Annotated in this window: 24 protein-coding genes; 9 read left to right on the forward strand and 15 right to left on the reverse strand. The window is 73.5% G+C overall.

Going from position 1 to position 25,883, the window contains the following annotated elements:
* Positions 1 to 2: 2 nt before the first annotated feature.
* A complete protein-coding gene (locus CXR44_RS27465; RefSeq protein WP_101789024.1) occupies positions 3 to 800 on the forward strand; it encodes a MauE/DoxX family redox-associated membrane protein in 798 nt (265 codons plus the stop codon).
* On the opposite strand, the gene CXR44_RS27470 is transcribed toward CXR44_RS27465, so the two are convergent.
* From CXR44_RS27470 to zwf, 5 genes are all read right to left on the reverse strand, one after another.
* Positions 787 to 2,685: a serine/threonine-protein kinase gene (locus tag CXR44_RS27470; protein WP_101789025.1), complete on the reverse strand. Its 1,899-nt coding sequence runs from the start codon at positions 2,683 to 2,685 to the stop codon at positions 787 to 789. The genes CXR44_RS27465 and CXR44_RS27470 overlap by 14 nt on opposite strands.
* Before the next feature lie 262 nt (positions 2,686 to 2,947).
* Positions 2,948 to 3,559 (reverse strand): bifunctional 4-hydroxy-2-oxoglutarate aldolase/2-dehydro-3-deoxy-phosphogluconate aldolase, encoded by a 612-nt coding sequence (gene eda / locus CXR44_RS27475; protein WP_101789026.1) that lies wholly within the window; start codon positions 3,557 to 3,559, stop codon positions 2,948 to 2,950.
* A 202-nt stretch (positions 3,560 to 3,761) separates the two neighbouring features.
* Complete coding sequence (locus tag CXR44_RS41200; protein ID WP_245899443.1) at positions 3,762 to 4,931, reverse strand: glucokinase; 1,170 nt, start codon at positions 4,929 to 4,931, stop codon at positions 3,762 to 3,764.
* Positions 4,928 to 6,922 carry a phosphogluconate dehydratase gene (edd, locus tag CXR44_RS27490; RefSeq protein ID WP_245899444.1) on the reverse strand — a complete coding sequence of 665 codons (1,995 nt, stop codon included), beginning with the start codon at positions 6,920 to 6,922 and terminating at the stop codon, positions 4,928 to 4,930. Before edd ends, CXR44_RS41200 begins: the two co-directional genes overlap by 4 nt.
* A 47-nt stretch (positions 6,923 to 6,969) precedes the next feature.
* The gene (zwf, locus tag CXR44_RS27495; RefSeq protein WP_281260304.1) at positions 6,970 to 8,481 is read right to left on the reverse strand and encodes a glucose-6-phosphate dehydrogenase; all 1,512 of its coding nucleotides are present in this window, start codon (positions 8,479 to 8,481) and stop codon (positions 6,970 to 6,972) included.
* A 138-nt stretch (positions 8,482 to 8,619) separates the two neighbouring features.
* On the opposite strand from zwf, the gene CXR44_RS27500 reads away from it, so the two are divergent.
* A complete protein-coding gene (locus CXR44_RS27500; protein ID WP_101789028.1) occupies positions 8,620 to 9,810 on the forward strand; it encodes an ROK family transcriptional regulator in 1,191 nt (396 codons plus the stop codon).
* Between the two features lie 45 nt (positions 9,811 to 9,855).
* Here CXR44_RS27500 and CXR44_RS27505 read toward each other — a convergent pair whose 3' ends face one another.
* A complete protein-coding gene (locus CXR44_RS27505; protein ID WP_180903725.1) occupies positions 9,856 to 10,866 on the reverse strand; it encodes an alpha/beta fold hydrolase in 1,011 nt (336 codons plus the stop codon).
* Between the two features lie 128 nt (positions 10,867 to 10,994).
* The gene (locus tag CXR44_RS27510; RefSeq protein WP_180903726.1) at positions 10,995 to 11,597 is read right to left on the reverse strand and encodes an HXXEE domain-containing protein; all 603 of its coding nucleotides are present in this window, start codon (positions 11,595 to 11,597) and stop codon (positions 10,995 to 10,997) included.
* A 165-nt stretch (positions 11,598 to 11,762) separates the two neighbouring features.
* Between CXR44_RS27510 and CXR44_RS27515 the strand changes: the two genes are divergently transcribed.
* The 3 genes from CXR44_RS27515 to CXR44_RS27525 all read left to right on the forward strand — a co-directional run bounded on the left by CXR44_RS27515 (position 11,763) and on the right by CXR44_RS27525 (position 14,142).
* Positions 11,763 to 12,980, forward strand: coding sequence for a hypothetical protein (locus CXR44_RS27515; protein ID WP_144070095.1), 1,218 nt, complete (start codon positions 11,763 to 11,765; stop codon positions 12,978 to 12,980).
* On the forward strand, positions 12,977 to 13,354 hold the full coding sequence (locus CXR44_RS27520) for a hypothetical protein (protein WP_101789032.1): 378 nt from the start codon (positions 12,977 to 12,979) through the stop codon (positions 13,352 to 13,354). Before CXR44_RS27515 ends, CXR44_RS27520 begins: the two co-directional genes overlap by 4 nt.
* Before the next feature lie 71 nt (positions 13,355 to 13,425).
* A complete protein-coding gene (locus CXR44_RS27525; protein WP_101789033.1) occupies positions 13,426 to 14,142 on the forward strand; it encodes a hypothetical protein in 717 nt (238 codons plus the stop codon).
* Between the two features lie 6 nt (positions 14,143 to 14,148).
* Here the strand turns inward: CXR44_RS27525 and CXR44_RS27530 are convergent, their stop codons facing one another.
* The 4 genes from CXR44_RS27530 to CXR44_RS27545 form a co-directional block, all read right to left on the reverse strand.
* Positions 14,149 to 16,863 carry a helix-turn-helix transcriptional regulator gene (locus CXR44_RS27530; RefSeq protein WP_101789034.1) on the reverse strand — a complete coding sequence of 905 codons (2,715 nt, stop codon included), beginning with the start codon at positions 16,861 to 16,863 and terminating at the stop codon, positions 14,149 to 14,151.
* Between the two features lie 141 nt (positions 16,864 to 17,004).
* Positions 17,005 to 17,652 carry a carboxymuconolactone decarboxylase family protein gene (locus tag CXR44_RS27535; RefSeq protein WP_101789035.1) on the reverse strand — a complete coding sequence of 216 codons (648 nt, stop codon included), beginning with the start codon at positions 17,650 to 17,652 and terminating at the stop codon, positions 17,005 to 17,007.
* Between the two features lie 12 nt (positions 17,653 to 17,664).
* Positions 17,665 to 18,483 carry an SDR family oxidoreductase gene (locus tag CXR44_RS27540; protein ID WP_101789036.1) on the reverse strand — a complete coding sequence of 273 codons (819 nt, stop codon included), beginning with the start codon at positions 18,481 to 18,483 and terminating at the stop codon, positions 17,665 to 17,667.
* Between the two features lie 17 nt (positions 18,484 to 18,500).
* Positions 18,501 to 18,941 carry an SAM-dependent methyltransferase gene (locus tag CXR44_RS27545; protein WP_245899445.1) on the reverse strand — a complete coding sequence of 147 codons (441 nt, stop codon included), beginning with the start codon at positions 18,939 to 18,941 and terminating at the stop codon, positions 18,501 to 18,503.
* 441 nt (positions 18,942 to 19,382) lie between these two features.
* Here CXR44_RS27545 and CXR44_RS27550 point away from each other — a divergent pair, with 441 nt between their 5' ends.
* Entirely contained in the window at positions 19,383 to 19,961 is a 579-nt protein-coding gene (locus CXR44_RS27550) for an HAD family hydrolase (protein WP_101789037.1), read from the forward strand.
* On the opposite strand, the gene CXR44_RS27555 is transcribed toward CXR44_RS27550, so the two are convergent.
* Together CXR44_RS27555 and CXR44_RS27560 are read right to left on the reverse strand one after the other, a co-directional pair.
* Positions 19,958 to 20,566 (reverse strand): hypothetical protein, encoded by a 609-nt coding sequence (locus tag CXR44_RS27555; protein ID WP_101789038.1) that lies wholly within the window; start codon positions 20,564 to 20,566, stop codon positions 19,958 to 19,960. The genes CXR44_RS27550 and CXR44_RS27555 overlap by 4 nt on opposite strands.
* 130 nt (positions 20,567 to 20,696) lie before the next feature.
* On the reverse strand, positions 20,697 to 21,410 hold the full coding sequence (locus CXR44_RS27560) for a DUF2470 domain-containing protein (RefSeq protein ID WP_101789039.1): 714 nt from the start codon (positions 21,408 to 21,410) through the stop codon (positions 20,697 to 20,699).
* Positions 21,411 to 21,487: 77 nt separating this feature from the next.
* On the opposite strand from CXR44_RS27560, the gene rpsD reads away from it, so the two are divergent.
* A complete protein-coding gene (gene rpsD / locus CXR44_RS27565) occupies positions 21,488 to 22,102 on the forward strand; it encodes a 30S ribosomal protein S4 (RefSeq protein WP_101789127.1) in 615 nt (204 codons plus the stop codon).
* Positions 22,103 to 22,169: 67 nt separating this feature from the next.
* On the opposite strand, the gene CXR44_RS27570 is transcribed toward rpsD, so the two are convergent.
* Both CXR44_RS27570 and CXR44_RS27575 read right to left on the reverse strand, forming a co-directional pair.
* Complete coding sequence (locus CXR44_RS27570) at positions 22,170 to 23,084, reverse strand: ion transporter (RefSeq protein ID WP_101789040.1); 915 nt, start codon at positions 23,082 to 23,084, stop codon at positions 22,170 to 22,172.
* A 67-nt stretch (positions 23,085 to 23,151) separates the two neighbouring features.
* Complete coding sequence (locus CXR44_RS27575) at positions 23,152 to 23,628, reverse strand: nitroreductase family deazaflavin-dependent oxidoreductase (protein ID WP_219602014.1); 477 nt, start codon at positions 23,626 to 23,628, stop codon at positions 23,152 to 23,154.
* A 98-nt stretch (positions 23,629 to 23,726) separates the two neighbouring features.
* Between CXR44_RS27575 and CXR44_RS27580 the strand changes: the two genes are divergently transcribed.
* Both CXR44_RS27580 and CXR44_RS27585 read left to right on the forward strand, forming a co-directional pair.
* A complete protein-coding gene (locus tag CXR44_RS27580; RefSeq protein WP_101789041.1) occupies positions 23,727 to 24,044 on the forward strand; it encodes a DUF4190 domain-containing protein in 318 nt (105 codons plus the stop codon).
* 150 nt (positions 24,045 to 24,194) lie between these two features.
* Complete coding sequence (locus CXR44_RS27585) at positions 24,195 to 25,859, forward strand: serine/threonine-protein kinase (protein WP_101789042.1); 1,665 nt, start codon at positions 24,195 to 24,197, stop codon at positions 25,857 to 25,859.
* The last annotated feature ends 24 nt before the right edge of the window (positions 25,860 to 25,883 follow it).

The raw sequence follows: 25,883 nt of genomic DNA on the forward strand, positions 1-25,883 counted from the left end.
GCATGCACGAGATCGCCGCGCCGCAGCCGTACGTGATCGCCCTGTTCCTCGTCTGGGCCGCGCTGACGAAACTGCTCAGCCGGCAGGCGCGCGAGCAGGCCGGGCGGACCGCCCTCGCCCGGCTCACCGGCCCGGCGCGCGCGGTCCCCGCGCTCATGCTCGTCGGGCTGGCGGAGCTCGCCGTCGCGGCGGCGCTGCTGCTGCCGCCCGCCCGGCCCGTGGAGGGGGCGGCGGCCGTCGCGCTCTCCACGGGATTCCTGGCCTACCTCGGCTACGCCCACCGGGTGGCGCCCACCTCGACGTGCGGATGCCTCGGCGGGCACGGCCGCCCGGTGGACCGCCGCGCCTTCGCCCGCGCCGGCCTGCTGCTCGCGGCCTCGGTCGCCGCGCTGTGGGCGGGGCCGCGCCCGCTGACGCCGCCGCTCGCCGCCCTCGGCGCGGCGGAGGTGGTGGCGCTGCTCGCCCTGTCGGCGGAGCTGGACCGCCACTGGCTGGTGCCGCTGCGCCGCCTGCTCGTCCGGCTGCGCCGGCCGCTCGCCGCGCCGCCGCCGCGCGACGTCCCGCTGGAGACGTCGCTGCGCCTGCTGTACCGCAGCCCCGCCTACTGCTCGGCCGCCGCGCACCTCACCTCGGACGTGCGCGAGGTGTGGGACGAGGACGACGTCAGGTTCGTCGTGTACGCGGCCCGCGACCGCACGGCCGTCTTCGGAGTCCCCCTCGGGGGAACGGACCCGGCGGACGTGCGCGTGGCCCTGGTGGAGGGCGCGCCCCTCGCGCCGCCGTCCGCTAGCCGAACGTGACGCGCACGCCGTTGCTGAGGCCCGAGTCGTGCAGTTCCACGCCGGTGGGCCGGGCGTCCTTGGGCAGCTCGAAGACCACCGTGCCGGTGAAGGAGGAGCCCGGGCCGACCCGGACCGGCGCGATCTCCGAACCCTCCTTGTCGAGCAGCCGGACGCCGCCGTGCTCCTGGTCGTCCTCGTCGAACAGCTTCTGCTGGCCCGGGTAGAGCACCCTGGCCTCCTCGCCGACGTTGGTCACCCGCACCGTCACCCGGCAGGTGCGCTGCCTGGCGGACCTGGCCGGCTTGGGACACGTCGTGGCGGTCACCGCGAACCTCAGCCGGCCGTCCTGGACCGGGCTGTCGACGCCCCCCTCGGCGGGCGTCCGCGACGCCCAGGCGATCACGGCCAGCACGAGCACGAGAAGCACCACGGCGATCACCACGGCCGTCACGCAGCCCGTGAAGACGCTCTTGCCCGGCTTGGGCGGCGCGTACCCGCCGGGTGGCGGCAGCGGTCCCTGCCCCGTGTGCCGTCCCGCGGGCGCAGGCAGGGGTCCCTGCGCCGTCTGGTGGTGCGGCGGCGGGCCCGGCGGGCGCGAGGGCACCGGGCCGGTGCGCTCGGCGGGCGGCACCTGGCCCGTGCGATGGACGGGCGGCACCGGGCCGGTGCGCTCGGCGGGCGGCACCTGGCCCGTGCGATGGACAGGCGGCACCGGGCCGGTGCGCTCGGCGGGCGGCACGTGGGGTGCCGGGCGCACGTGCGGGACGGGCCCGCTGCGCTCGGCCGGCGGCACCTGTCCCGTCTGGGCGGCGAGATGGGCGGGCGGCACCGGGCCGGTCCGCTCCGGCGCCGGCATCGGGCCGGGCGCCGGCTGGGGGCCGGGTGGCGGCTGCGGGGCGCGCACCGTACGGGACGACGCCTGCGGATGGGGCGGCGGGGCCGGCCGCCCCTGGACGCCGGGCGGCCCCTGCGCCCCGCGCGGGCCCTGCGGGAACTCCGCCAGCGGCGGGAACTCGGTGGGATTCCACGCGTCGGTGAGGTGCCGGGTCGCCGCGAGCTGCGCGGCCGGCTCGTCGGCCGCGCCCACCAGCTCCAGCAGCAGCTGCCGCGCGGCCGGACGCCGGGCCGGGTCGGGATGGATCGCGGCGGCGACCAGCCGGTCCAGCGGCGCCGGCAGCCCCCGCAGGTCGGGCGGCGCGGTCCGGGCGCGGGCCGCCATCACGTACGCGTCACCCTCGCCGAAGGGGTGCCCGCCCAGCCCCGCGTAGGCGATCAGTGACCCCCACGCGAAGACGTCGCCGGCCGGGCTCGTCCGCCCCTCGAACACCTGCTCCGGGGCTATCCAGCCGGGCGTGCCCATGACCATGCCCGCGTTGGTGTGGCGGGAGCCGACGTGCGTCGAGCGGGCCAGCCCGAAGTCGATCACCCGCGGCCCCGCCAGCGTCAGCATCACGTTGGCCGGCTTCAGGTCGCGGTGCACGAGACCGGCGGCGTGGATCGCCGTCAGCGCCGCCGCCACGCCCACCGCGGCCGAGTGCAGGACGGACGGCGGCAGCGCCCCGTGCTGGATCAGATGGTCCTCGAGCGAGATGCCGTCGATGTACTCGGTGACGAGATAGAGCAGCCCGTCGTGCTCGCCGTGGTCCAGCACCCGGGCTGTGCAGAACGAGGCGACCTTGCGGGCGTTGGACACCTCCTCGTGGAAGCGCGCCCGGTAGACCGGGTCGGCGGCGTAGTCGCGGCGGATCGCCTTGAGCGCCACCTGCGCGCCGTCGGCGCCCCTGGCCAGGTAGACGGTGCCCATGCCGCCCGAGCCCAGGCGGCTGACCAGCTCGTAGGGGCCGATCGCCGGCGGGTCCTCGGGCGTCAGCGGGGTGCCCGCGGAGCGGCCTAGCTGCCCCAACGTCGCTGTCCTCTCGCCGTCGTCATCCCGCCCGCCTCAACCGACCGATCCTCCGCCCGGCATGCCCTTTTCCCCCCAGACTCTAACGGAGGAAGGGCCTGCCCGGTGGCCACCTGACGCGCCGGGCGGCGCGTGGCTCGTTCCCGGGCCTCTGACGGTCCGGCGCCGCGGCCCGCGCCTCCGGCCGCCGGACCGCCCGCACGCGGAGAACGGGCAGCTCACGCCCGGGGTGGTCAGCGGGGTGGTCAACGGAGGGCGGCCGTCAACGGAGGGCGGCGGCCTCCGCGGCGAGCTTCTCCACGCGATCCCAGTCGCCGGTCGCCAGCGCGTCGGCCGGGGTGAGCCAGGTGCCGCCCACGCAGCCCACGTTCGGCAGGGCGAGGTAGTCGGCCGCCGTGCCCGGCCGGATGCCACCGGTCGGGCAGAACCGCACGTCCGGCAGCGGGCCCGCCAGCGCCTTCAGGTAGGGCACGCCACCCGCCGCCTCGGCGGGGAAGAACTTCAGCTCCTTCAGCCCCCGCTCGGCCAGCGCCATCACCTCGGAGGCCGTGGCCGCCCCGGCCAGGAACGGCACGCCGCTCGCGGCCATGGCGTCGGCCAGCGACGGCGTCGCACCGGGGCTCACCAGGAACCTGGCCCCGGCGGACACCGAGGCCGTCACGTCGCCGGCCGTGCGGACGGTGCCGGCGCCGATCACGGCGTCGGGCACCTCGGCGGCGATGCGCCCGATCGCCTCCAGCGCGGGCTCGGTCCGCAGCGTCACCTCGATGACCGGCAGGCCGCCGGCCACCAGCGCCCGCGCCATCGGCACGGCGGTCTCCACGTCGTCGATCACCACGACGGGGATCACGGGGGCGAGGTCGAGCAGGCTCATGGGATTCTCCTCATCGGCCCGCGCGGGCGACGCGGTCGTCCTGGTCCCGCACGGCTGTCATACGCCCGTCAGGGCGTCGCGGTGGTCAAGCGGTGGTGGGCTGGCGTTGCGGGGTCAAGCGTTGGTGGGCTGGCATTGCGTGGTCAAACGGCGGCGGTCGGGTGGTGCGTGGTCAAGCGGTGCGTGGTCGGGTGGTGCGTGGTCAAGCGGTGGCGGTCAGGCCGCCGGACGTGACTCCGGCGGGTGTCTCAGCGGGTGTCTCAGCGGGCGTGGCGGCGGCCTGCCGGGCGAGCCAGGCCGCGGCGCCGGTCAGCGCCGGCTGCGGCGCCACGATCAGCATGGTCGCGATGGCGTCCAGGTAGCCCGACATGCCCGGGTTCGCCGTGAACCTGGCGCGGAAGCCGCCGGCACACACCCGTTCCACGATACGGGGCAGGACACCACCGCCCAGGTAGACCCCGCCGCGGGCGCCCAGGGTGAGGGCCACGTTCGCGGCGAAGCTGCCCAGCATCCCGCAGAACACCTCGATCGTCTCCGCGCACAGCGGGTCGTCCTGCCGCGCCACGATGCCCGCGGCGGTCAGCTCGGGCGCGGCCACGCCGTTCACCTCGGCGAGCGCGCGGTGCAGCCGCACCAGACCGGGCCCCGACAGGACCCGCTCCGCCACCACCTGATCCGCCTCGACGACACCGGACGGCACGACACCGGACGGCACGACTGCGGACGGGACGCCACCGGACGCGCCAACGACAGGCGCGCCGACGACAGGCGGGCCGACGACAGGCGGGCCGGCAGCGGACGGGTCGGCGGCGGGGGAGAGCGAGCGGCGGGCCTGGGCGCGCAGCACCCGCAGCACCTCCAGTTCCCGGTCGTCCTGCACCGGCACGGTGACGTGCCCGCCCTCGCCGGGGATCGGGATCCAGCCGCCGTCCGCCGGCACCAGGCCGGCCACGCCGAGCCCGGTGCCCGGCCCGAGCACGGCCTTGACCCCGTGCGCGGGCGCCGGGCCGCCGATCGGCACCAGGTCGTCGCCGTCCAGGTGGGGCAGCGACAGCGCCAGGGCCTCGAAGTCGTTGAGCAGCGTCGCGTTCGGCACGCCGAGGTCGCGGGCGGAGCCCGCCCACGGCAGGTTCGTCAGCGCGTAGCGGTCGCCTTCGACGGGCCCGGCGACCGCCAGGCACGCCGCTCCGGGCAGCACGCCGCCGGCGTGGGCCGTCAGGTAGGCCGCCACGGCGTCGGGCAGGGTGCGGTGCTCGGCGCCGGCCAGGACCGCCACCTGCGACGGCCGCGCGCCGGGGCCGGTGACCAGCCCGAAACGCGCATTGGTACCGCCGACGTCGGCGACCAGCCACGGGTACGGCAGAGCGCTCACCGTCCGCCGGTCCCCGCGCGTCCGCCGGCCCCCGCCTGGGCGCCGGCAGGGAACCGGCCCGTCTCCGGCCGGCCCGCCTCCAGGTGCCCCGTCTCCAGGTGGGAGGCGCCCGCCTGGGCGGGGAAGCCGAGGCCGGGGCCGTGGTCCGGCGACTCGGCGCCGCTGACGCCGAAGATGCCCGCGCCCTGCTCGGCGTGTCCCGCCATCCGGCGGAACGTCGCGAACAGCTCCCGGCCGGTGCCGACCCACTGGGCGTCGCTCAGCGGCCGGCCGGCGGGCGTGCGGCGGGCCAGCTCCTCGGCCGGCACGAGCAGCTCCAGCGTTCCGGCCGCCGAGTCGAGCCGGACCACGTCGCCCTCGCGCACCAGCGCGATCGGCCCGCCGTCGGCCGCCTCGGGCGACAGGTGGATGGCCGCGGGCACCTTGCCGGACGCGCCCGACATGCGGCCGTCGGTGACGATCGCCACCCGCTGCCCGCGGTCGAGCAGCACGGCCAGCGGCGGGGTCAGCTTGTGCAGTTCCGGCATGCCGTTGGCGCTCGGCCCCTGGTAGCGGATGACCGCGACGAAGTCCTGGCCGTCGAGCTCGCCCGCCTCGAACGCGCGCAGCAGGTCGAGCTGGTCGTCGAACACCTTGGCCGGCGCCTCGATCACCAGGTGCTCGGGCCTGACGGCCGACACCTTGCTGACGGCGCGGCCGAGGTTGCCCTCGACCATGTGGATGCCGCCGTCGGCCGCGAACGGGTCGGACACCGGCCGCAGCACCTCCAGGTCCTTGCTGCCTCCGGTGACCTCCTCCCACACCAGCGTGCCGTCGCGCAGCTCGGGCGCCGACCGGTAGCGGTCGAGGCCGCGCCCTGCCACGGTGAGCACGTCGGCGTGCAGCAGACCGGCGTCGATGAGGTCGCCGATGAGCACCTGCATGCCGCCGGCGTCACGGAAGTGGTTCACGTCCGCCTGGCCGTTGGGGTAGATGCGGGTCAGCGACGGCACCACCTTCGACAGGCACGCCAGGTCGTCCCAGGTGAGCACGATGCCCGCTGCGGCGGCCATCGCCACCAGGTGCAGCGTGTGGTTGGTGGAGCCGCCGGTCGCCAGCAGCGCGACGCAGGCGTTCACGATCGCCTTCTCGTCGACCAGCTCGCCGATCGGGGTGTACTCGCCGCCGTGCGCGGTGATCTCCACGGCCCGCCGCCCGGCCGCCTCGGTCAGCGCCTGGCGCAGCTCGGTGTGCGGGTTGACGAACGTCGAGCCCGGCAGGTGCAGGCCCATGACCTCCATCAGCGCCTGGTTGGAGTTGGCGGTGCCGTAGAAGGTGCAGGTGCCGGGGGAGTGGTAGGACTTGGCCTCGGCGTCGAGCAGCTCGTCCCGGCCGACCTTGCCCTCGGCGTACAGCTGGCGGGTGCGGGCCTTGACCTTGTTCGGCAGGCCGGAGGTCATCGGCCCGGCCGGCACGAACAGCGCGGGCAGGTGCCCGAAGTGCAGGGCGCCGATCAGCAGGCCCGGCACGATCTTGTCGCAGACGCCCAGCAGCAGCGTCGCGTCGAACATGTCGTGCGACAGCGCGATGGCCGTGGACATGGCGATCACGTCGCGGCTGTAGAGCGACAGCTCCATGCCGGCGCGGCCCTGCGTGATGCCGTCGCACATGGCCGGCACGCCGCCCGCGACCTGCGCGACGCCGCCCGCCGCGCGCACCGCCGCCTTCAGCGCCGCCGGGTACGTCTCGTACGGCTGGTGGGCGGAGAGCATGTCGTTGTAGCTGGTCACGATCGCGACGCCCGGCTTGGCCGTGCCCCGCAGCACCGGCTTGTCGGCGGCGGGCGCGGCGGCGAAGCCGTGGGCCAGGTTGGCGCAGCCCAGGTGCGCGCGGGCGGGCCCCTTGGCGCGCGCCGTCTCGCCGTCGCGGCGGATCCGCTCCAGGTAGACGCCACGGCTGGCACGGCTGCGGTCGGCGATCCGGTCCGTGATCTCCTGGATGACGGGGTGCATGGACGCTCCTTCGTGGGGCGGTCGGCTGCCGGGGACGGTGGGCGGGGTCACGACTCCTCCTCGTGCCAGGAGCGGCCGCTGCGGCCGAGCAGCTCGCGGGCTCCCTCGGGGCCGGCCGTGCCGGCGGGGTAGGGCTCGGGCAGGTCGGTGGAGGTCTCCCAGGCGGCCAGGATCGGGTCGATCCACCGCCAGGCGGCCTCGACCTCGTCCCGGCGCATGAACAGCGTCGGGTTGCCGGCCAGCACGTCGGTGAGCAGCCGCTCGTACGCCTCGGGCACCCGCGCGGTGAACGTCTTGCCGAAGCTGAGGCTCAGCGGCACCGGCTTGAGCGTGACCTCGCCCGCGCCGGGCTCCTTGGCCATGATGTGCAGCTCGATGCCGTCCTCGGGCTGCAGCCGCAGCACCAGCCGGTTGGGCGTGCCGCCCGGGAAGATGGAGTGCGGCACGTCCTTGAACTGCACCACGATCTCCGACACGCGCCGCGGCATGCGCTTGCCGGTGCGCAGGTAGAACGGCACCCCGGCCCAGCGCCAGTTGCGGATCTCGGCGCGGATCGCGGTGAACGTCTCCACCCGGCACGACTCCTCGGTCGGCGGGGTGGAGCCGGGCTCGTCGAGGTAGCCGGGCATGCCGCCGCCCTCGACGTACTGGCCGCGCACGGTGAACCGGTCGACCTCGCCGCCCGTGATGGGCCGCAGCGCCTGCAGCACCTTGACCTTCTCGTCGCGGATGGCCTCGCGGTCGTTGCGCGCCGGCGGCTCCATCGCGGTCAGGCAGAGGAGCTGGAGCAGGTGGTTCTGCACCATGTCGCGCAGCGCGCCCGCGTGGTCGTAGTAGCCGCGCCGGCCGGGCGTGCCGACGGTCTCGGCGGCGGTGATCTGCACGTGGTCGATCCAGAGGGAGTTCCAGATCGGCTCCAGGAAGGCGTTGGCGAAGCGGAGGACGAGCAGGTTCTGCACCGTCTCCTTGCCCAGGTAGTGGTCGATGCGGAAGATCTGCTGCTCGTCGAAGATCGCGCCGACCTCGTCGTTGATGTGCCGGGCGGAGGCCAGGTCGTGTCCGAGCGGCTTTTCCAGCACCACCCGCGAGCGCCGCGTGACCAGGCCGGCCGCGGCCACCTCGCGGCAGAACGCGCCGAACGTCCGCGGCGGGCTCGCGAGGTAGAAGACGCGGTCGCGGTCCTCGTGCCCGGCCAGCAGCGCCGTGAGGGCGTCCCATCCGGACCCGCCCCGGCCCGGCGTCCCGTCGGCGTTCTGGACGCCGACGTCGACGGTCACGTGGTGCAGCCGGTTCAGGAAGCGCCGCCACCCGGCGGGGTCGTCGCCGGGCACCTGGTCGCCCACCTCGGCGTCCACCTTGCCGCGGAAGTCCTCGTCGTCGAGCCCGCCCCGGGACAGGGCGATGATGCGGGTCTCAGGGGAGAGCCGGCCGTCCCTGTCGCTGTGGTAGAGCGCGGGGAGCAGCTTGCGCATGGACAGGTCTCCGGTGCCGCCGAACACCACCAGATCGGCCGTGTGCGCGGCGGACGTCGGGAGCGCGGACGTCGTGAGGGAGGACAAGGCGGAACTCCGATGATCTGTAAGAGGGATAGAACGGACACTAGTCAGAGTTAGGGTCGTGCACAAGCGGAGTTTTGGCATCTGAGATGAAAAAGTCGGGAGTTTTCATTACCTAACCTCCTGTGGTTCACTAAGCCGATGGCCCGACGTACCGCCGCGACGCTCGCCACGAGTGGCGAGGTGCTCCGCCTGATCCGCACGGGCGAGGCCGTGACCCGGGCGGACCTCGGCCGGGTGACCGGCCTGTCCCGGCCCGCGGTGCAGCTGCGCGTCGGCGAGCTGCTCGACCGCGGGCTGGTCGTCGAGCGCGCCGACTCCCCGTCCACCGGCGGCCGGCCCCCGGTCCGGCTGGAGTTCAACGCCGACGGCGGTGTGGTGCTGGTGGCCGCCCTCGGCGCGACCCGCACCAGGGTCGCCGTCTGCGACCTCGCGGCCCGCGAGCTGGCCGGGCGGGAGTTCGCCATGGACGTCGAGCAGGGGCCCGACGTGGTGCTGCCGTTGCTCATGGACACCTGGGACGAGCTGCTCGGCGACCGTCCCCGCTCGATGATCAGGGGTGTGGGCATGGGGGTGCCCGCGACCGTGGAGTTCGCCGAGGGCCGCACCGAGAGCGCCCGGGTGATGGCGTCGTGGACCGGCGTGGTGATCCCGCCGATCATCCGCGAGCGCTTCCCCGTTCCCGTGCTCGTCGACAACGACGTCAACGCGCTGGCCATCGGCGAGCACCGGGGCGTCTACCCCGAGCTGGGCGACCTGATGTTCGTCAAGGTGTCCACCCGGATCGGCGCGGGCGTCATCGCGGGCGGCGAGATCCTGCGCGGCGCCATGGGGGCGGCCGGCGAGATCGGCCACATCCCGGTGCGCGACGGCCTCGGCGTGCTGTGCCGGTGCGGCAACCTCGACTGCGTCGACTCCGTGGCCAGCGGCACCGCGCTGCTGCGGCAGCTGCGCGAGGCGGGCAAGGACGTCAAGACCATCGGCGACGTGACGGCGCTGGTGCGCGCGGGCGACGCCGAGACGATGGCCACCGTCCGCGAGGCCGGCCGCCGGATCGGCGAGGTGCTGGCCGGGGCGGTCAACATCCTCAACCCGTCGGTGGTGGTGCTCGGCGGCGACATGGCCGAGACGTTCGGACCGCTGGTGTCGAGCATCCGCGAGGTCGTCTACCGCCGCTCGACCGCGCTGGCCACCCGCCGGCTCCGCATCGAGCCGAGCCGGCTGGGCGCGGGGGCGGGCATCAGCGGCTGCGCGGTGATGGTCCTCGACCACGTCCTGTCGCCGGACGCCGTGGACGACAGCCTGACCAGACGCCCCGCCTCCCTGCCGTGACACCCGGGAGGGCGCGCCGGGTCCTTCGGCCGTCTTCCTCGCCGGTCATCCGGCGAAGAACGCGCGGAGGTGGTCGTTGACGGGTCCGGGGCAGTCCAGCTGGGGGGCGTGGCCGCAGCCGTTCAGGATCTGGACCCGGGCGTCGGGGAGCAGGGCGGCGAAACGGTGGGCGCGGTCGACGGGCTGGACGGTGTCCTGCCTGCCCCACAGGATCAGGGTCGGGGTCGTGGTCGTGGGGAGGGCGCGTTCGGTCCGCGCCCAGTCCAGGCGGCGTTCCAGCAGGTAGGTGGCGCGGATGTTGTCGTGGAAGGTCATCGGCGCCCACCACTCGTCCAGGAACTCGTCGGTGATGCGGTCCTTGTTGACCATCATGCCCTCGGCCAGGCCGCGCACGGTCGACTTGCCGGTGGACAGCTTGGTGGCCAGTTCGCCGAAGGCGGGGATCTTCAGGGACTCCCACATCAGGGTGCCGCGCAGGTCCAGGCCGGTCGCGTCGAGCAGGGCGAGTCTGGTGACGCGGTCGGGGTGCCGCTGGGCGAAGGCCAGGGCCCAGCCGCCGCTCCAGGAGTTGCCCGCCAGGGCGGCGCGCGGCACGCCGACGGCGTCCATGAACGTGCCGACGGCGTCGGTCATGGCGTCGAGGTCGAAGCGGAAGTCGCGGTCGTGGAGCGTGGTGTAGCCCTGGCCGGGGAGGTCGACCACGTAGACGGTGTGGTCGCGGGAGAGCGCGGCGAACTGGTCCCTCCAGCCGATCACCGAGGTGCCGCCGGGCGACAGCAGCACCACCGGGGTGCCGGAACCGGCCCGGATGTAGTGGAAACGGGCGAGCGGGGTGTCGACGTAGCGGGAGCCGACGCTCGCCAGATACGGCGAGCGGAAACCGCGCCCGGCCTCGGCCGGCTGCCAGACGTACGCCCCGAACAGCACCGCGGCCACCAGCAGCGCGACCACCAGGAGCGCGACCACCGCCGCCACCCGACGCGGCCGGCGCCGCCGTCGGGGCCGGCCGGCGGGCCGCTCGGCATCGGTCCGGGAGTTCTCGTCAACTACAGCCATGATCGTCCTCGCTCGCTGGAAGGTCGTCGAAGGGTCGTCACCTAGCGGACGGGCGAGCACCGGTCGACGTGACACGCGCGACGGGAGACGCGGCTCACACACCCGGCGGGCGCGGTCCGCCATCCGTGCTACCTGGCCGGCAGCAGGAGCCTCTCCTCCCGTTCGGCCGCCTTGAGCCGGCGGTTCTCCTTGATGAGGAAGTAGATCAGCAGCCCGCTCATCACGAAGTGACCGGCAGCGGTGTACAGGCCGGGGAAGTAACCGCCCTTGAGGATGGGGAAGACGAAGTGGGCGATGCCGTTGAGCAGGCCGGCGCCCAGGGCGTACCACCACAGGAAGAAGTTGGACACGCGGATCTGGTAGAGCGCGCCCGCGCCGGCGAAGAAGTAGAGCGCGCCGAACCCGAAGACGAAGACGAGCAGGAACTCCTTCATCGGCCAGTCGCGTGGCGAGTCGAACAGCTCGACGATCTCGTGGGGGAAGCCGCCGGTGTACTCCTCGGCCATGTGAATGAGCTGGAAGCCCACCGCGCACAGGTAGACGGCGATCACCTTCCTCGATCTCACCGGGCGGGTGTAGCTGAAGGTCATCCAGCCGCTCCAGGCGAGCACGCTGGCCACCACGAGGACCAGCGCGCCCTGCAGCGGGAGGGTGAGGAGCGCCCAGGCGCAGAAGGCCACGGCCAGGATCGCCATGACGGTCGCCGAGTAGGGTTCAGGTCGTTTGGTCATGGCCGGGACCCTACGAAGACCGCGATGACCACCGCCTCTGTCACGTGACTGATGTGCGTCCGGGTCACACCAGTCACATGACGGAGGCGCTGCGCCAGAGCCCACGGCTAGCGTCCCCGGCATGAAGCCGATCGATGAACGCCGCGCCACGTGCCCGTCCACGGCATGATCCGCCTCTTCGCCGTCGCGTTCCTTCTGCTGCTGTCCATGGCCCTTCCGGCCCGGGCGCACGTCGTCGAGGCGGGAGCGGATCTGCGGGTGACGCAGAGCTTCGCGGCGGGCGAGGTCACGCTCGTCGTCGCCGGGGTCTCACGGGTGCCGGCGTCGTTGCGGGTGAGCGCGCAGGCCGTGCACCCCACGAGCCTGAGGTTGGAGCTGGAACTGCGCTCGCTGACCGACGGGAGCAGGTCGACGGGCTCGGTGAGCGTCGGGCAGAGCGCCGCAGCCCTGCGGGCCGGCCACGTCGGCCCGCACGAGCTGCGCGTCCGCGCCGGCGACGAGGTCTCCCTGATCCCGTTGCGGGTCCTGGTGCCCACCAGCGCCCCCTGGACGATGCTGATGGACGGCGCCTTCCTGGTGGCCGGCCTGCTGGTGGTGGGCGGTGTGCTCGCCGGCCGCATGTCCCGGCTCGTCGTGGGCGGCGCGAGTGCGGCCGCCTCGCTCGCGGTCGCCGTGATGCTCCTGGCGCCGTACCTGCCCGCCGCCCAGCCGGAGGGCGCCGCACCGGTCGCCGACCCCGGCCGGCCGTACGCGCAGGGCCGGTTCTCGACATCACCCGCCCTGCCTGCCACGGGCGCCGAGTTCACCCTGATCCTGCGGCTCACGGACGGCGCGACCGGCCGGCCGCTGGACGATCTCGCCGTCCACCACGAGGCCCCCGCGCATCTGGTCGTCACCAGCGAGGGTGGCGCGGTCTTCCGGCACGTGCACCCGTTGCGGACCGGGCCGGGTGTGCTGGCGGTACGGTTGCGCGTCCCGCACCCGGGGCGCTATCTCGCCTACGCCGAGATCGAGCGGCAGGACTCGGGCGGGCAACTCCTCTCCGGCGCCTTCGAGGTCTCCGGCGCGGCCCCGCCGGACGCCTCCTCCCAGGAGACCGCCACGCCGCGCGTCACCCCGGCCGCGCCGGCCGCCGGAAGCCCGGCGACCATCGAGATCAGCCCGGAGGGACCGATCAAGCCGTGGTTGGGCATGCCCGGCCACCTGATCGTCAGGAGCGGGGACGGCGTCCACCTGGCGCACGTGCACGGCACGGCGGCCGGCGCCTCCGCGCTGCGGTTCACCCTCACCCTGCCGGAGCCGGGCCGCTACCTGGCCTGGGCCCAGTACGCCGTCGAAGGCCGGCTCGTGACCCGGTCGTTCACCCTGGAGGTGCGGCGATGAAGCGCGCCCGGTCCCTGGCGGCCGTCTGCCTGCTCGCCGCCGGCGTCCTGTTCGCCGTCACCTCTCGCCGGCTCGGCGGCGGCCCCGAGATCGTGGAGGCCGCCGGCGCACGGTACACCGTCACCGTGCTGCCGGCCGATCCGGTCGAGGTGCGGGTGACCTCGGGCCAGGCCGAGACGGTCACGCTGGCGGCGGTCATGCCGAGCATGGGCCACGCGCTGCCGCCGACAGGCACCGTACAGGCCGGTCCCGGCCGCTTCGTCGCCGAGGAGGACGTGTTCGGCATGGACGGCGTATGGGAACTGTCGATCACCCTCTCCGGCGATCGGGGGGAAGACGTGATCACCGTCAGCGCGGTGGTCGCCGGTGACTGACGGGCGCGCCTCCGTCACATCAGTCAGGTGACGGAGGCGATCCGCGAATGCCTCGGGCTAGCGTCGGCGGCATGGAGCTGATCAATGATCATCTGGCCGTCGCGGCCCGTGTGCTGCCGCCGACCGGCGACGGTTTCCTCATGCTGGCCGGCGAGGCCGGCTCCTGGCGCGGCCACTTCGCGTTCCCTCCCGCACCGCTGGCCGCCCGTCTCAAGGCTCTGGCCGCGGGCGTCGAGGCACGCGAGGCGAACGTGTTCCGCGCCGTCCTGCGCACGCCGGGCGAGGGCGACGAGCTGCTGGCCGCCAGAGGGATCCGGCCGGCGCGCTACGACGTCGTCGTGCTCATCCGGACCGCGTCGGTCGAGGCGGCCCTCGCCCTGCGCCAGAACGCCGCTTACAAGGAGATCGCCGAGACCATGGGCGCCGCTGCGCGCCGTACCCACGAGATCGTCGCGAGCAACGCCGGACGGCTCGGCGACGTGGATCACAGCCAGGACCATTGCTTCCTGTTCAACTACTTCTACGCCGACGACCGCGAGACCCTGCTGAAGGTATGGGAGTACACCGCCGGGTGGTTCCAGGCCAAGACCTCGCTGCCCAACTCCGCGCTGATGCAGCCGCTGGCAGGCGAGCGTGCCGACTACGGGCTCGTCAACCACGCGAGCTGGCCGAACTGGCGGACCTTCCTCCCCAGCCTGATCTTCCGGCCGACCTTCCGCAGGTTCGTGCTGGCGAACTTCCAGGCCAACGGCATCGCCGCGCAGCCGATCATCTACCGCCGGGTGTGACCTGCCTCAGGACACACCCGGCACCCTGGACAACTCGGCGCGGGAGGTGACGCCCAGCTTCGGGAAGGCCTTGTACAGGTGGGAGGCCACCGTGCGCGGGCTCAGGAACAGCTGGGCGGCGATCTCGCGGTTGGACGCTCCCGTGACGGCCAGCCTCACCACCTGGAGTTCCTGCGGCGTAAGCGCGGACAGCAGGTCGCCGGCGCGGTGGCCGGGCACCGAGACGCCGGCGGCGCGCAGCTCGCCGGCCGCCCTGGCCGACCACGGCGCCGCGCCCAGCCGGTCGAACGCCTCCCTGGCGGCCTCCAGGTGGATGCGGGCCTCGCTGCGCCGCTGCTGCCGGCGTAGCCACTCGCCGTACACCAGACGGGTGCGCGCCTGGTCGAAGGCTTGCACATGCTGGACGTGCAGCTCCAGGGCCCGCTCGTACAGCGGTCCGGCCCGGTCGTCGGCGGCCGCGAGCGCCCGCACCCGGTGCAGGACCGCGAGTGGTCCCGGCTGTCCGGTGGACTCCGCCCAAGCCGCGTACCGGTGGAGCGCCTCCTCCGCGCGCTCCGGCGTGCCCGCTCTGACGGCCGCTTCGATGTAGTCGGGCCAGGCGTACCGCCAGATGAACGCATGGCGTGACGGGCCCTCCGTCGCCCTGTCCATCCGGTCGAGCACCGCTTCGTACCGGCCCAGGCCCAGCTCCAGCAGTGCCCCGGCGTACTCGGCCCAGCAGCGGCTCGGCATCCATGCCGTGGTGTCTGCGTGATGGAAAACCTCGGTGGTCATGACCATGCACTCCTCCTCGGCGCCGGCGACCGCCGACAGCCAGGCGCGCACGCCGGCCAGGTAGCCACGCCACATCGGCTGGCCCACGTCGGCGGCCAGAGCCAGTCCGTCGGCCGTCGTGGCGCGCGCCGCCGGATGCCTGCCGTTCATCAGCTGGGCGATAGCCAGAAGCGTCATCGCCTGCGGCATCCGTCCCAGGCGCCCCTCCGTCCGGCACTCCTGGACCAGCTCGGTCGCGGCGTCGAGCATCCCTTCGCGGTCGGCGGGAATGACGGCCTGGAAGGCGAAGATCATCCGCAGCTCGAACGGTGCCTGTTCGAGCCGGACCAGGTGCGTGGCGGCGACCGTGGTGCCGCCTCCGATGATCGTGCGGAAGTCACGGTTGATCGCTTTCACCGCCATGGCCGCCCCCTCGCCCGTCGGGGTCAGCTCCTCGATACGGCGGGCCAGCTCGCCCTGGGCGGGGTGCGCGGCGCTGGTCCAGGTGTAGAAACCGGCCATGCTGAGCAAAGACAGCCGGGTGAGGAGGTCCGTGCCGGCCTCGGCGCCCTCCAGCGACAACCGCGCGGCCTCCAGCGGGCGGCCCGCCTCGAAGGCCAGCCGTGCCCGTACCTCGGCCAGCTCGGCCACCACGGACCCGGGCACCGCCACCGGACCCGCCCTGCGCCGCGCCTGGACGACCAGCTCGGCGGCACGCTGCGACAGTCCGGCCTCGGCCGCCGTGCGTGCGGCGGCCGTGTACCGGCGGATGGCGTCGGCGGGGGCGACCGACAGCTCGGCGGCGCGCGCGTAGGCCGCCGACACCGCGGCCTGGCCGCCTCGCTGCTGCGCGCGCAGCGCCAGCCGTTCGAGCTCCATGGCCACCTGCTCGTCCGCCCGCAGGGCGATGGCGGCCAGGTGCCAGGCTCGCCGGTCGTCGTCGACCGCCTCGGCCAGGGCCCGGTGCGCGGCCATCCGTGCGGAGATGTCGCAGGCCAGCAGCACCGCGGCCCGTACCAGGGGGTGATGGAAGGTGACACCGTCAGGGGTGATCCGGATCAGGCCCGCCCGCTCGGCCGGGGCGGCGTCAGCGAGCGACGCGCCGAGCAGGCTCAGCGCGTGGGCGAGCACGGCGAGCTGGCCGCGGTCGTCGAGCGCGGCCACCAGCAGGCATGAGCGGGTGCTCTCGGGCAGCCCGGCGATCCGGTCGCGGAATCCGGCGAGCACCCTGTTGGTCACCGGCTCCGCGTTGCCCAGGCAGAAGGACAGCGGGGCCGGCGCGCCGATCCTCTGCCCGGGGGTGAGCATGCGGGGCAGTTCGATGAGCGCGAGCGGGTTGCCCTGGGCCTCGGTCACCAACTGGTCGCGGACGGCCGGTGGCAGCATTCCGGCGCGCTCGGCCAGGAGCTGCCCGGCGGCTTCCAGCTCCAGCTGCCCCAACTGGAGCTCGGGCAGCCCCGCGGCGGGGAAAGGCATGCCCGCGCGCGCGGCGAACAGCAGGGCGACAGGCTCGGCGTGCAGGCGGCGCGCGGCGAACAGCAGCGCGTCCGCCGACTCACCGTCCAGCCATTGCGCGTCATCCACCAGGCAGACCAGCGGCCCCTGCACGGACAGCTCCACGAGCAGGCTGAGCGTGGCCAGCCCGACGAGGAAGCGGTCTCCTCGGTTGACGCCGCCCAGACCCAACGCGCCGAGCAGGGCCTCGGCCTGCTGAGCGGGGAGGGTGCTCACCAGGTCGAGGACCGGACGGAGCAGCAGATGCAGGGCGGCGAAGGGAAGCTCGGCCTCCGACTCCACGCCTGTGACCCGAAGCACGTGCGCCTGCGTCGTGGCGCCGGCGTAGTCCAGCAGGGCGGACTTGCCGATGCCCGCCTCGCCGCGTACGACCAGCGCCCCTGGACGGCTCTGCAGCACGTCGAGCAACACCTGATCCACCACAGCCTGCTCCGCCGTCCGGCCGTACAGCATGGCACTCCCTTGCAGGTCGTCCTTGCAGTACGACGAGACAGACCCGCCGAATGTGACGCGACGCCTACGGCTCACCCCTCGAGTGCCCCGCCGGTGCCGGGGAAGACGCTCAGCGCGCCGGCCCCCGGCCCGCGACGGTCGTCACAGGCCCAGTGCGCGGGCGGCGGCCCAGGCCCGCGGCAGGCCGAATTCTGCCACGCCGCGCAGCAGGTCGCGCACGGTCTCGTCCGTGGCCCCGGCCGACTTGGCCAGCTCCACGTGCAGACGCATCGATTCGCCCAGCGTCTGGTAGAGGATGTCCACGACCAGGCAGGCGATCGCCCGCTCGCGGACGCCGAGGCCAGGCCTGGCCCAGCGCTGGGCGAGCTGGTCCTCGGTGAACGCCGCCAGGCCCGCGTCCACCTTCTCCAGATCGTGGACGGCGCGCATCAGCGCCCCGCTCAGCGGTGTCGGTTCGACGGCCTCGCCGTCCAGCGCCTCGGGCAGGCCGAGTTCGACCAGGCGCTGGAAGGCGGTGACCACGATCGGATAGCCCACGTAGGGGGCCAGGTGCCGGAACAGCTCTCTGATCGCCTCCGGTTCGACGCCGTTGGACAGGGCCATCTGGACATGCATGGCCAGGGGCAGGTCGAGGTGCGGGTGGCACAGGTCGGCGGTCAGGCAGACGAAGGCCTTCTCGCGCATGGTCAGGTGGGGCAGGCCCCACAGGTTGTGGCCCGCGCCCACGGCGAGCTGGGCGAAGACGGGGTCGAGCCGGACGAGGGCGTCGGCGCCGGCGAGCTGGGTCATGGTGGGCTCCGTTCAGGACAGGCCGAGCGCGCGCAGGCGCAGGGCGTCGAGGGTGTACTGGGGGACGACGCGGCCCAGGGTGCTCATCAGCCGCGACTTCTTGCCGACCGGGTAGCGGGAGCGGGGCTTGCGCGCGGTCAGGGCGTGCAGGACGGCGCGGGCGACCACGTCGGGGCTGGAGCCCGAGCGCTCCTCCTTGAGCCCGGCCGTGGTCATGGTCCGGTAGGCGGCGCCGTACAACCTCCTGCCCTCCTCGCCGAGGGAGGCCAGGCGGGGCTCGACCTCGTCCTCGAGCTTGTCGACGGCGTCGGTGTGGATGGAACCGGGCTCGACGAGGACCGCCGCCACGCCGTGCGGCTTGAGCTCCATGCGCAAGGCGTCGTTGAGCGAGCGGATGGCGTGCTTGGAGGAGCACAGCGGGCCGCCGAAGGGCAGGGTGATCCAACTGCCCACCGAGCCGACGGTGACCACCCGGCCGCGCGAGGCGCGCAGCATCGGCAGCATGGCCTGGGTGACGGCAACCTGACCGAAGACGTTGACCTCGTACTGCCGGCGCAGCGCCTCCAGGGGGACGAACTCGACGGGGCCGGTGACGCCGATCCCGGCGTTGTTGACCAGGGCGTCGAGCCGGCCGAGCCGCTCGGCCGCGTCGGCGATCTGGGTGGCGTCGGTGACGTCGAGTTTGATCGGGGTGACGGCGGGGCCGAGTGCCTCGCCGTCGGCCTCCTTGCGCACGCCGGCGTGGACGGTGAAGCCCTCGCGGGCCAGCAGCAGGGCGGTGGCGCGGCCGATTCCGGTGGAGGCACCGGTCACCAGCACGGTCTTCGACATGAGGAGTCCTCTCACAATCAGTAGTAGGCGCGCATCAGCTCGGTGGCCCATTCCGGCTGCTCCGTCGGCCCGTGCGGGCCGAACTCGGCCATGTACGGCTTGACGTCGAGGACGGGGCTGCCGTCGACGGCGTCCAGACCGCGTACGTGGAGGTCGAGTCCGTCGACGGCGAGCAGGCGGCAACGGGAGACGCCCAGCAGGTTCGGGCGGTTCTTGCCCCGCTGGGCGAAGATGCCGACCTTGGGCCAGTCGGTGTTTCCCCGGGGGTGACGGGCGGCGCCGGTGACGGAGGACGGCTCCACGAGATGGAAGTGGAACACCACCTCCAGATGCGAGAACGCGTCCAGCCCGGCGAGCGCCTCCGGGCCGAAACGGGTCCCGTCGAGGCGGATCAACGCCTGCTCGGTGTCCCAGTCGTCGTCGAACGCCTCGATACGTCCGCCGACGACACGTCCCACAGGTTCCAAGGTGATGGTCTGCACGGCTTCCTCCCGATTCACGTGGCCGGCCACGACCGTACGGCGTGGCGGCTCCGCGGCGGATCAGTCAGGCGACCGGAGTCCTGCGGGGTTCCCCCGGGCCGGTTAAGCAGGGGGCTCAGCATCATGATCGGACGCGGTGCGGGACGGCCCTGCGGACGAGGAGGGCGATGCCCGGGGACGAGGGATGGTTCTCCGGCTGTCAGGATCTCTCCTTGACGCACATCAGCGTCTGCTGCCCTGTCGCGACGAGCAGGCGGTGCTCTTCAGCGGGACCGGCGGGTGTCACCGCCGCACCTTGGAATCGCACCAATTCCCCTATATCACCCACCGGTCGTCAAGATCACCGGCCCGGACCCCGGCCGGCGAACCGCCGACCCGTGGACGCGTCCACCGGTCCGCACCGCACAATAGGGGGCCATGATGCCCTTCGACGCAGTGCTCTGCGATCTTGACGGTGTGCTCCGCCTGTTCGACCGTGCCGTTCAGGCCGAGATCGAGGCCCGGTACGGGCTGCCGCTGATGCGGACCGCCTTCGACCCCGCCCTCATCGGGCCGGCCACGCTGGGTCTGATCACCGAGGAGGAGTGGGCCGAGTCGGTCGCCGTGGCCCTCGGCGGAGACGAACGGGCGAGGCTCGCGGTCGCGGAGTTCGTCGCCGTACCGTTCACGGTGGACGAGGAGGTCAGGGCGCTGCTGGCGAAGGCGCAGGAGCGGGTGCCGGTGGTGCTGGTGACCAACGCCACGGACACCCTGGACGAGCACCTGGACCGGGCCGGGCTCGCGTACTTCGCCGACGCGGTGGTCAGCAGCGCCCAGGTCGGGGTGGCCAAGCCCGACCGGCGCATCTACGAGATCGCCGCCGAACTCGCCGGTGCCGCGCCGGAGCGCTGCCTGTTCGTGGACGACCGGCTCGAGAACGTGGAGGCGGCCAGAACGCTCGGCATGACCGCCGTGCTCTACCGCACCGTGGCGGACCTCGCCGCGGTGTTGACCTAGCCCTTGTCCCGCTGGACGTCCTGCGGTGTGCCCGGCCTGCCGGCTCCGGCGGTCTCGGCCGCGCCGGACCCGTCCTCGCCCCTGACGGGCTTCGCCGTCCGGCCGGGTTTCGTCCGGCTGGGCGAGGAGTCGCCCTTGGTGGGCTTGGGCGCCTGCGAGGTGGCCCGCGCGGGCGTGCTCCCGGAGGGGCGGACGGTCCCGGGCGGCCGGGTGCTCCCCTGAGGTTCCGCCGGCCCACCGGAGGCCGCCTCCTCCGGCGGCGTCGCGGGGAGCGCGCCTCGGGTGCGTTCCGGCTCGGGCTGGGGCGTGCGCGTCCGGGAGGGGCCCGCGTCGGGCGTGGGTTCCGCGCCGGGGGGATCGGCGGACGGGGTCCGGTGCGCGGGCGGGACGGTTTCCGCCCGGCCGGAGGAGGGGGAGCGGGGGGCGCCGTCCGTGGCGGCCATCGTGACCGGCCGCACCGGATCGCCCGCCGGAAGGTCGGCCGGCGAGAGCAGGATCCCGGAGAGCTCCCCGCCGCCCAGGACCGCCGCCGCGGCCAGCATGGCCGTGCCGGTCAGCACGCCGGCGACCATCAGGACACGTCTGCGCCGCTCGGTGTCGCTCACAGGCGCCGATGATAGTGACCCAGGACCACCGGTCGTGCTATTCCCGACTAATCGTGATCAAGACGATGGGGTCCGGATTCTGTCGCGCGTCAGGAAGCCGCCCCCGGGTCGGCCGGCCCCGTCGCCCCTCTCAGCAGGTGCACAGCAGGCTGCGCAGCGCGGTCTCCAGGCACTGCCCCGTGTGCGCCGGGACCGGCCACGGGAAACGGACCAGCGAGCCGTCCACCTGCACCGTCGCCCCGAAACGGTCGAGCTCCCACAGCCACACCTCGTCCGCTCCGGCGGGCGACGGCTCGCCGAGGCGCCGGGACACCCCGCCGGCCAGCTGCGCCCGGTGCGCCTCGTTGATGTGGGCCAGCACCCGTTCGGCCGTCTCGGCCAGCGGGTCGGGGTTCGCGTCGAGGTAGTCGTCGGCGTCGAGCATCCCCGACTCCTGGCCGGTCAGGTAGGCCACCTGCGCCACGTCGAGCCGCAGCAGGCGCGGGGCGCCGGGCCGGCCGTACCTCTCCAGCGCCTCGAACAGCGCCTCGTCCGGGCTCGCCGCGGCCACCGCGACCGCCGCGGCGCGCGCCTCCGCGGCGGGTACGGGCTGCGCCCACCCCTGCACCTCGATGAGCCCGCGCGGGTGCTCCACCTCGCCCAGCCGGCGCGTCGCGGTGAGGTTCACCGCGACGACCGCTTCGTCGTCGAGCCCGTACAGCCGTTCGCCCGGCCGCACCAGCAACACGGGACGGCCCCGCTCGTCCACCCCGCCGCGGGCGGGGGAGGGCACGCCGTCGAGGGTCATGCGGGCGACGGCCGAGGACGCGGCGAGCGTGCGGACGCGTTCGGGGATCGGCAGCATGGGGGCTCCTTGAGATCGCCATCAACTGTAGGTTAGCCTTACCTAAGTAAGGATTACCTAATCACATTGAGGTGAACGTGCGCTACACCGGTCCCAAGGTGCGCCTGTCGCGCCGCGCGGGCGTCCCGCTGACCAGGAAGGCCGTGCGCTACTTCGAGCAGCGCCCCTACCCGCCGGGCGAGCACGGCCGCAAGACCAACCGTCGCAACACCGGCGACTACGGGCTCCGCCTGCTGGAGAAGCAGAAGCTGCGCTGGTACTACGACGTGTCCGAGCGGCAGCTGCGCCGCTACTGGGACCTCGCGGTCCGCAAGCCGGGCGCGTCCGGCGCCGAGCTGGTCGCGCTGCTGGAGACCCGCCTGGCCTCGCTGGTGCTGCGCGCCGGGCTGGCGCCGTCGATCTACGCGGCCCGGCAGTACGTGACGCACGGGCACATCGCCGTGGACGGCCGCAAGGTGGACATCCCCAGCTACCTCGTCAAGCCGGGTCAGGTCGTCACGGTGCGCGAGCGGTCGCGCCGGATGCAGCCGTTCGTGGCCGCCGCCGAGGGCGTGCACGCCGACGAGCGGATCGCGCCGTACCTGTCGGTCGACCACGCCGACCTGCGCTTCACCCTGACCGCCAAGCCCGAACGCGAGCAGATCACGGTCCCCGTGGACGAGCAGCTCGTCGTGGAGTTCTACTCCCGCTGATCCGGGCGGGGAGGAGCCCCGGCCCTCGTGGTGCCGGTGGTGGACGGCGTCTGGCGGGCCGGGCGGGCTACTTCCCGCGGGCGGGCTCGGCGAGCGCGAGCTGCCGCCGCAGCGCGGCGACCTCCCCGCGCAGCGCGGCCAGCTCCTCCAGGATCCGCTCCTCCGTGAGCCGCTCCTCCGTGAGCCGCTCCTGCGGGACGCGCTCCTGCGGGAGCGGGAGGGCCGGGCACGGCGGGGCCGGTGTGCCGGCCTGCGCCCGGCCGGAGCCGGCCAGGGCGAGGTCCACCACCGCGCGCTGACGTTCGGCGGCCGCCTCCTCCTCCATCGCGCTCACCACGACCGCCATGAAGAGGTTCAGCACGATGAACGTGCTGACCAGGATGAAGGCGGTGAAGAAGACCCAGGCGGACGGATGGCGGGTCATCACCTCGCGCGCGATGTTGCCCCAGTCGTCGCCCGTCATCGTCTGGAACAGGGTGAACAGCGACGACGGCAGGCTGCCGAACCGCTCCGGCGCCGTCCGGCCGTACAGCTTCGTCGCCATCACGGCGGCCACGTACAGCACCAGCGACAGCAGCAGCACGATGGAGCTCATCCCCGGCATCGCGCGCAGCAGGGCCGAGACCACCCGGCGCAGGCTGGGCACCACCGACAGCAGCCGCAGGGCGCGCAGGATGCGCAGCGACCGCAGCACCGACAGCCCGCCCGTGGCGGGCAGCAGCGCGACGGCCACGATCAGGGTGTCGAAGACGTTCCACGGGTCGCGGGCGAACCGCCACCGTTCGACGTACATCTTGGCCGCCAGCTCGGCGACGAACACGTAGAGCGCCACGTGGTCGATCAGGGTGAGCAGGTCGCCGTGCCGCGCGACCGCGGCGGGCACCGTCTCGAGACCGAGGGTGGCGGCGTTGACCAGGATCACCGCGACGATGAACTGCTGGAAGCGCCTGCTGAAGACGATGACGCGGATGCGTTCGCGCACGGGTGGGGGCTCCTAGGGACGTGCTGCCTGCCCCACCATGATGGCGTAAGCGATCACCACACGTTGATCACCTGATCGGCGTCAGGCGGAAGACCCGCAGCTCGCGCCCCGACCTCTCGGTGTAGCGGTCGTAGAGCGGCCAGTTGGCCAGCAATCGTGGCCACGCCTCGGCGCGGGCCTCGCCGGTCAGCAGCGTGGCCACCACGGGGATCTCCCGGCCCCGGTGGCTGACCACGGCCTCGGGGTTCTTGAGCAGGTTGGCGCTCCAGGCCGGATGGGCGGGTCCGCCGAAGTTGCTGCCCACGATGAGGAAGCCGCCGTCGTCCTCGGGCAGGCAGGCCAGCGGAGAGTCGCGGGGCAGGCCCGTCCGCGCGCCCGTGGTGGTCAGCACCAGGGACGGGATGACCCGGTCGCTGCTGATCAGCCTGCCGTGGGTGAGCCGGTGCAGGGCCCGGTCGAGCTGCGGGACGAACCGGGGCCCGGCCTTCATGAACCACTCGGTCGAGGCCAGCCACTGGGCGAAGGGCTTCAGAACGGCCATCATGCCGTGAGTGTAGCAAGCGCTCGTTCAACTGCCAGACCCAGGTCCGCTGTGGTATAAAACGGCCGTAACCAGCCGTTGGACGAGGGGCCGAACCGCAGATGTCCTATCCGAACCACGGTCCCTTCCCGTACGGGCCGCCGCCCTTGACGCACCCCAACGGCACCACGATCCTCGTGCTGGGCATCCTCAGCCTCGTCGTGTGCTCGCTCATCGGCCCGTTCGCCTGGGTGATGGGCAACCGGGCGCTGCGGGAGATCGACACCAGCGGCCACGTCTACGAGAACCGCGGCTCGGTGCAGGCCGGCCGCATCTGCGGCATCGTCGGCACCTGCCTGATGCTCGCCGTGATCGGCCTGTACGCGATCTTCGCGGTGATCTTCGGCGGCGTCGCCATCCTGGACGGGATCGCCCGCTAGGGCCGTGTCCTGCGGACAGGGCCGTCTCCTGCGGATCTCAGCCGAGCGGGCCCGCGTCCGGCCGCGAAGCCGTCAAAAGGCCGTGCTCGCCGATGACCCGGCTCGTATCCTGGCGGACACCGGCATGGGCGAGCCGGCGAGGGGTGGGCGATGGAACGCGGGGAGCTGATCGCGGGCCGGTACGAGCTGGTCGAGCGCCTCGGCCGTGGGGGCATGGGCGAGGTGTGGGCCGGCAGGGACCGCAGCCTGCGCCGCGACGTCGCGGTCAAGCTGCTCGTCCTTGACGACGCGCCCCACCCCGACCTCGCCCTGCGGTTCGAGCGCGAGGCGGTGGCCGCCGCGCAGATCAACCATCCCCACGCCGTCGTCCTCCACGATCGCGGTGTCCACGAGGACGCGCTGTTCCTGATCATGGAGAAGGTCGAGGGCGCGACGCTCGCCGAGCACATCCGCGACGAGGGCCCGATGGACCTGGCCCGCGCGCTGGAGATCGCCCACGGGATCTGCGCGGCACTCGTCGCCGCGCACCAGGCCGGTGTCATCCACTACGACATCAAGCCGCACAACGTGATGATCACCCCCGACCGGGGCGTCAAAGTCGTCGACTTCGGCATCGCGGGATTCGTCCGGACCATGTTCACGATGGCGGGTTCGTCGCAGCTGACTCCGGCCGGCACCCCCGAGTACGGCTCGCCCGAGCAGTTCGGCGCCGAACGGGGCGACGGGCGTTCGGACCTGTACGCGCTCGGCGCGGTGCTCTTCGCCATGCTGACCGGCCGGCCGCCCATCACCGGGCACAACGCTCTGGCGGTCGTCCGCCGCAAGCTGGACGAGGACGCACCCCCACTCGCCGCGCTGCGCCCGGACTCGCCGCCCGCCCTGACGGCGCTGGTGGCCGAACTCCTGGACCGTGATCCCGGGCGACGCCCCGAGTCGGCCCGGCACGTCCTCGCGCGCCTCGGCCGCCTCCGGGCCGGTCTCGACGCCGGCGGGGGTGATGCGGCCGCCGGTCCGGGAGCCGAGGCGCGCGAGGCGCTGCTGGCCAGGACGGCGGGGGCGATGAGGGCGGTGCTGGCCAGGGCGGAAACCCTCCCCCTCGGGCAAGGTGCACTCCGGCCGCCCGAGGGGACGCGGCCGACCCGGCCGCTGCGCGGCTCGGCCATGCCGTTCGACACGGCCTGGACCGGCGAGGAACGGCTGTCCACTTACGCGGGAAGGAAGGTGGGTATCAAGGTCTTCATCCTGTCGGCACTGGCGTTGGTGCCGGCGGTGGCGATGATCTACTTCCCGTTCAGCACGAGGCTCGTCGAGTTGGGACCCCACGCAGACGATGACAACCCGGCGGTGATGATCCCCGTGATGGGAAGCCTTCTCGCCCTCGTTGCCCTCGTCGCGTTGACGGTATTCCTGGGTGGCGAGTTGCAGCACGCGGTCATGCGCAAGAGGAGGGCCGCCTGGGAGCTGCACGTCGGCCCCCGAGGCATCGTGACCCACGGCGCCGCGGGGAGGCATGAGTTCGCCTGGGAACGGATCGAGCGGGTCTCCATCGAGGAGATCCAGGGGTCGCCGCCGTATCGCTACACCGGAGTCCACGTCGACCTCGCTCCCGGCGCCACGCGGCCGACGATGACGCGACCGGCGGGATGGATCTATCCCCGGCCGGACACGGTCAGGAGCCGCTCGAGGATCCCCGTCTGCGTCCTCGGTCCGATGACGGAGCGGCAGCGGACGGACCTGATGGAGGCTCTCGCCGGATACGGCGGCCGGCGGTGGCTGCCGTCACCCTCCTTCGTGTCGCTGCCCGTCGACCTGTGATCGGTGCATGCCGGATCGCCGGGC

The organism is Nonomuraea indica (assembly GCF_002850745.1).
Lineage (GTDB): Bacteria > Actinomycetota > Actinomycetes > Streptosporangiales > Streptosporangiaceae > Nonomuraea > Nonomuraea indica.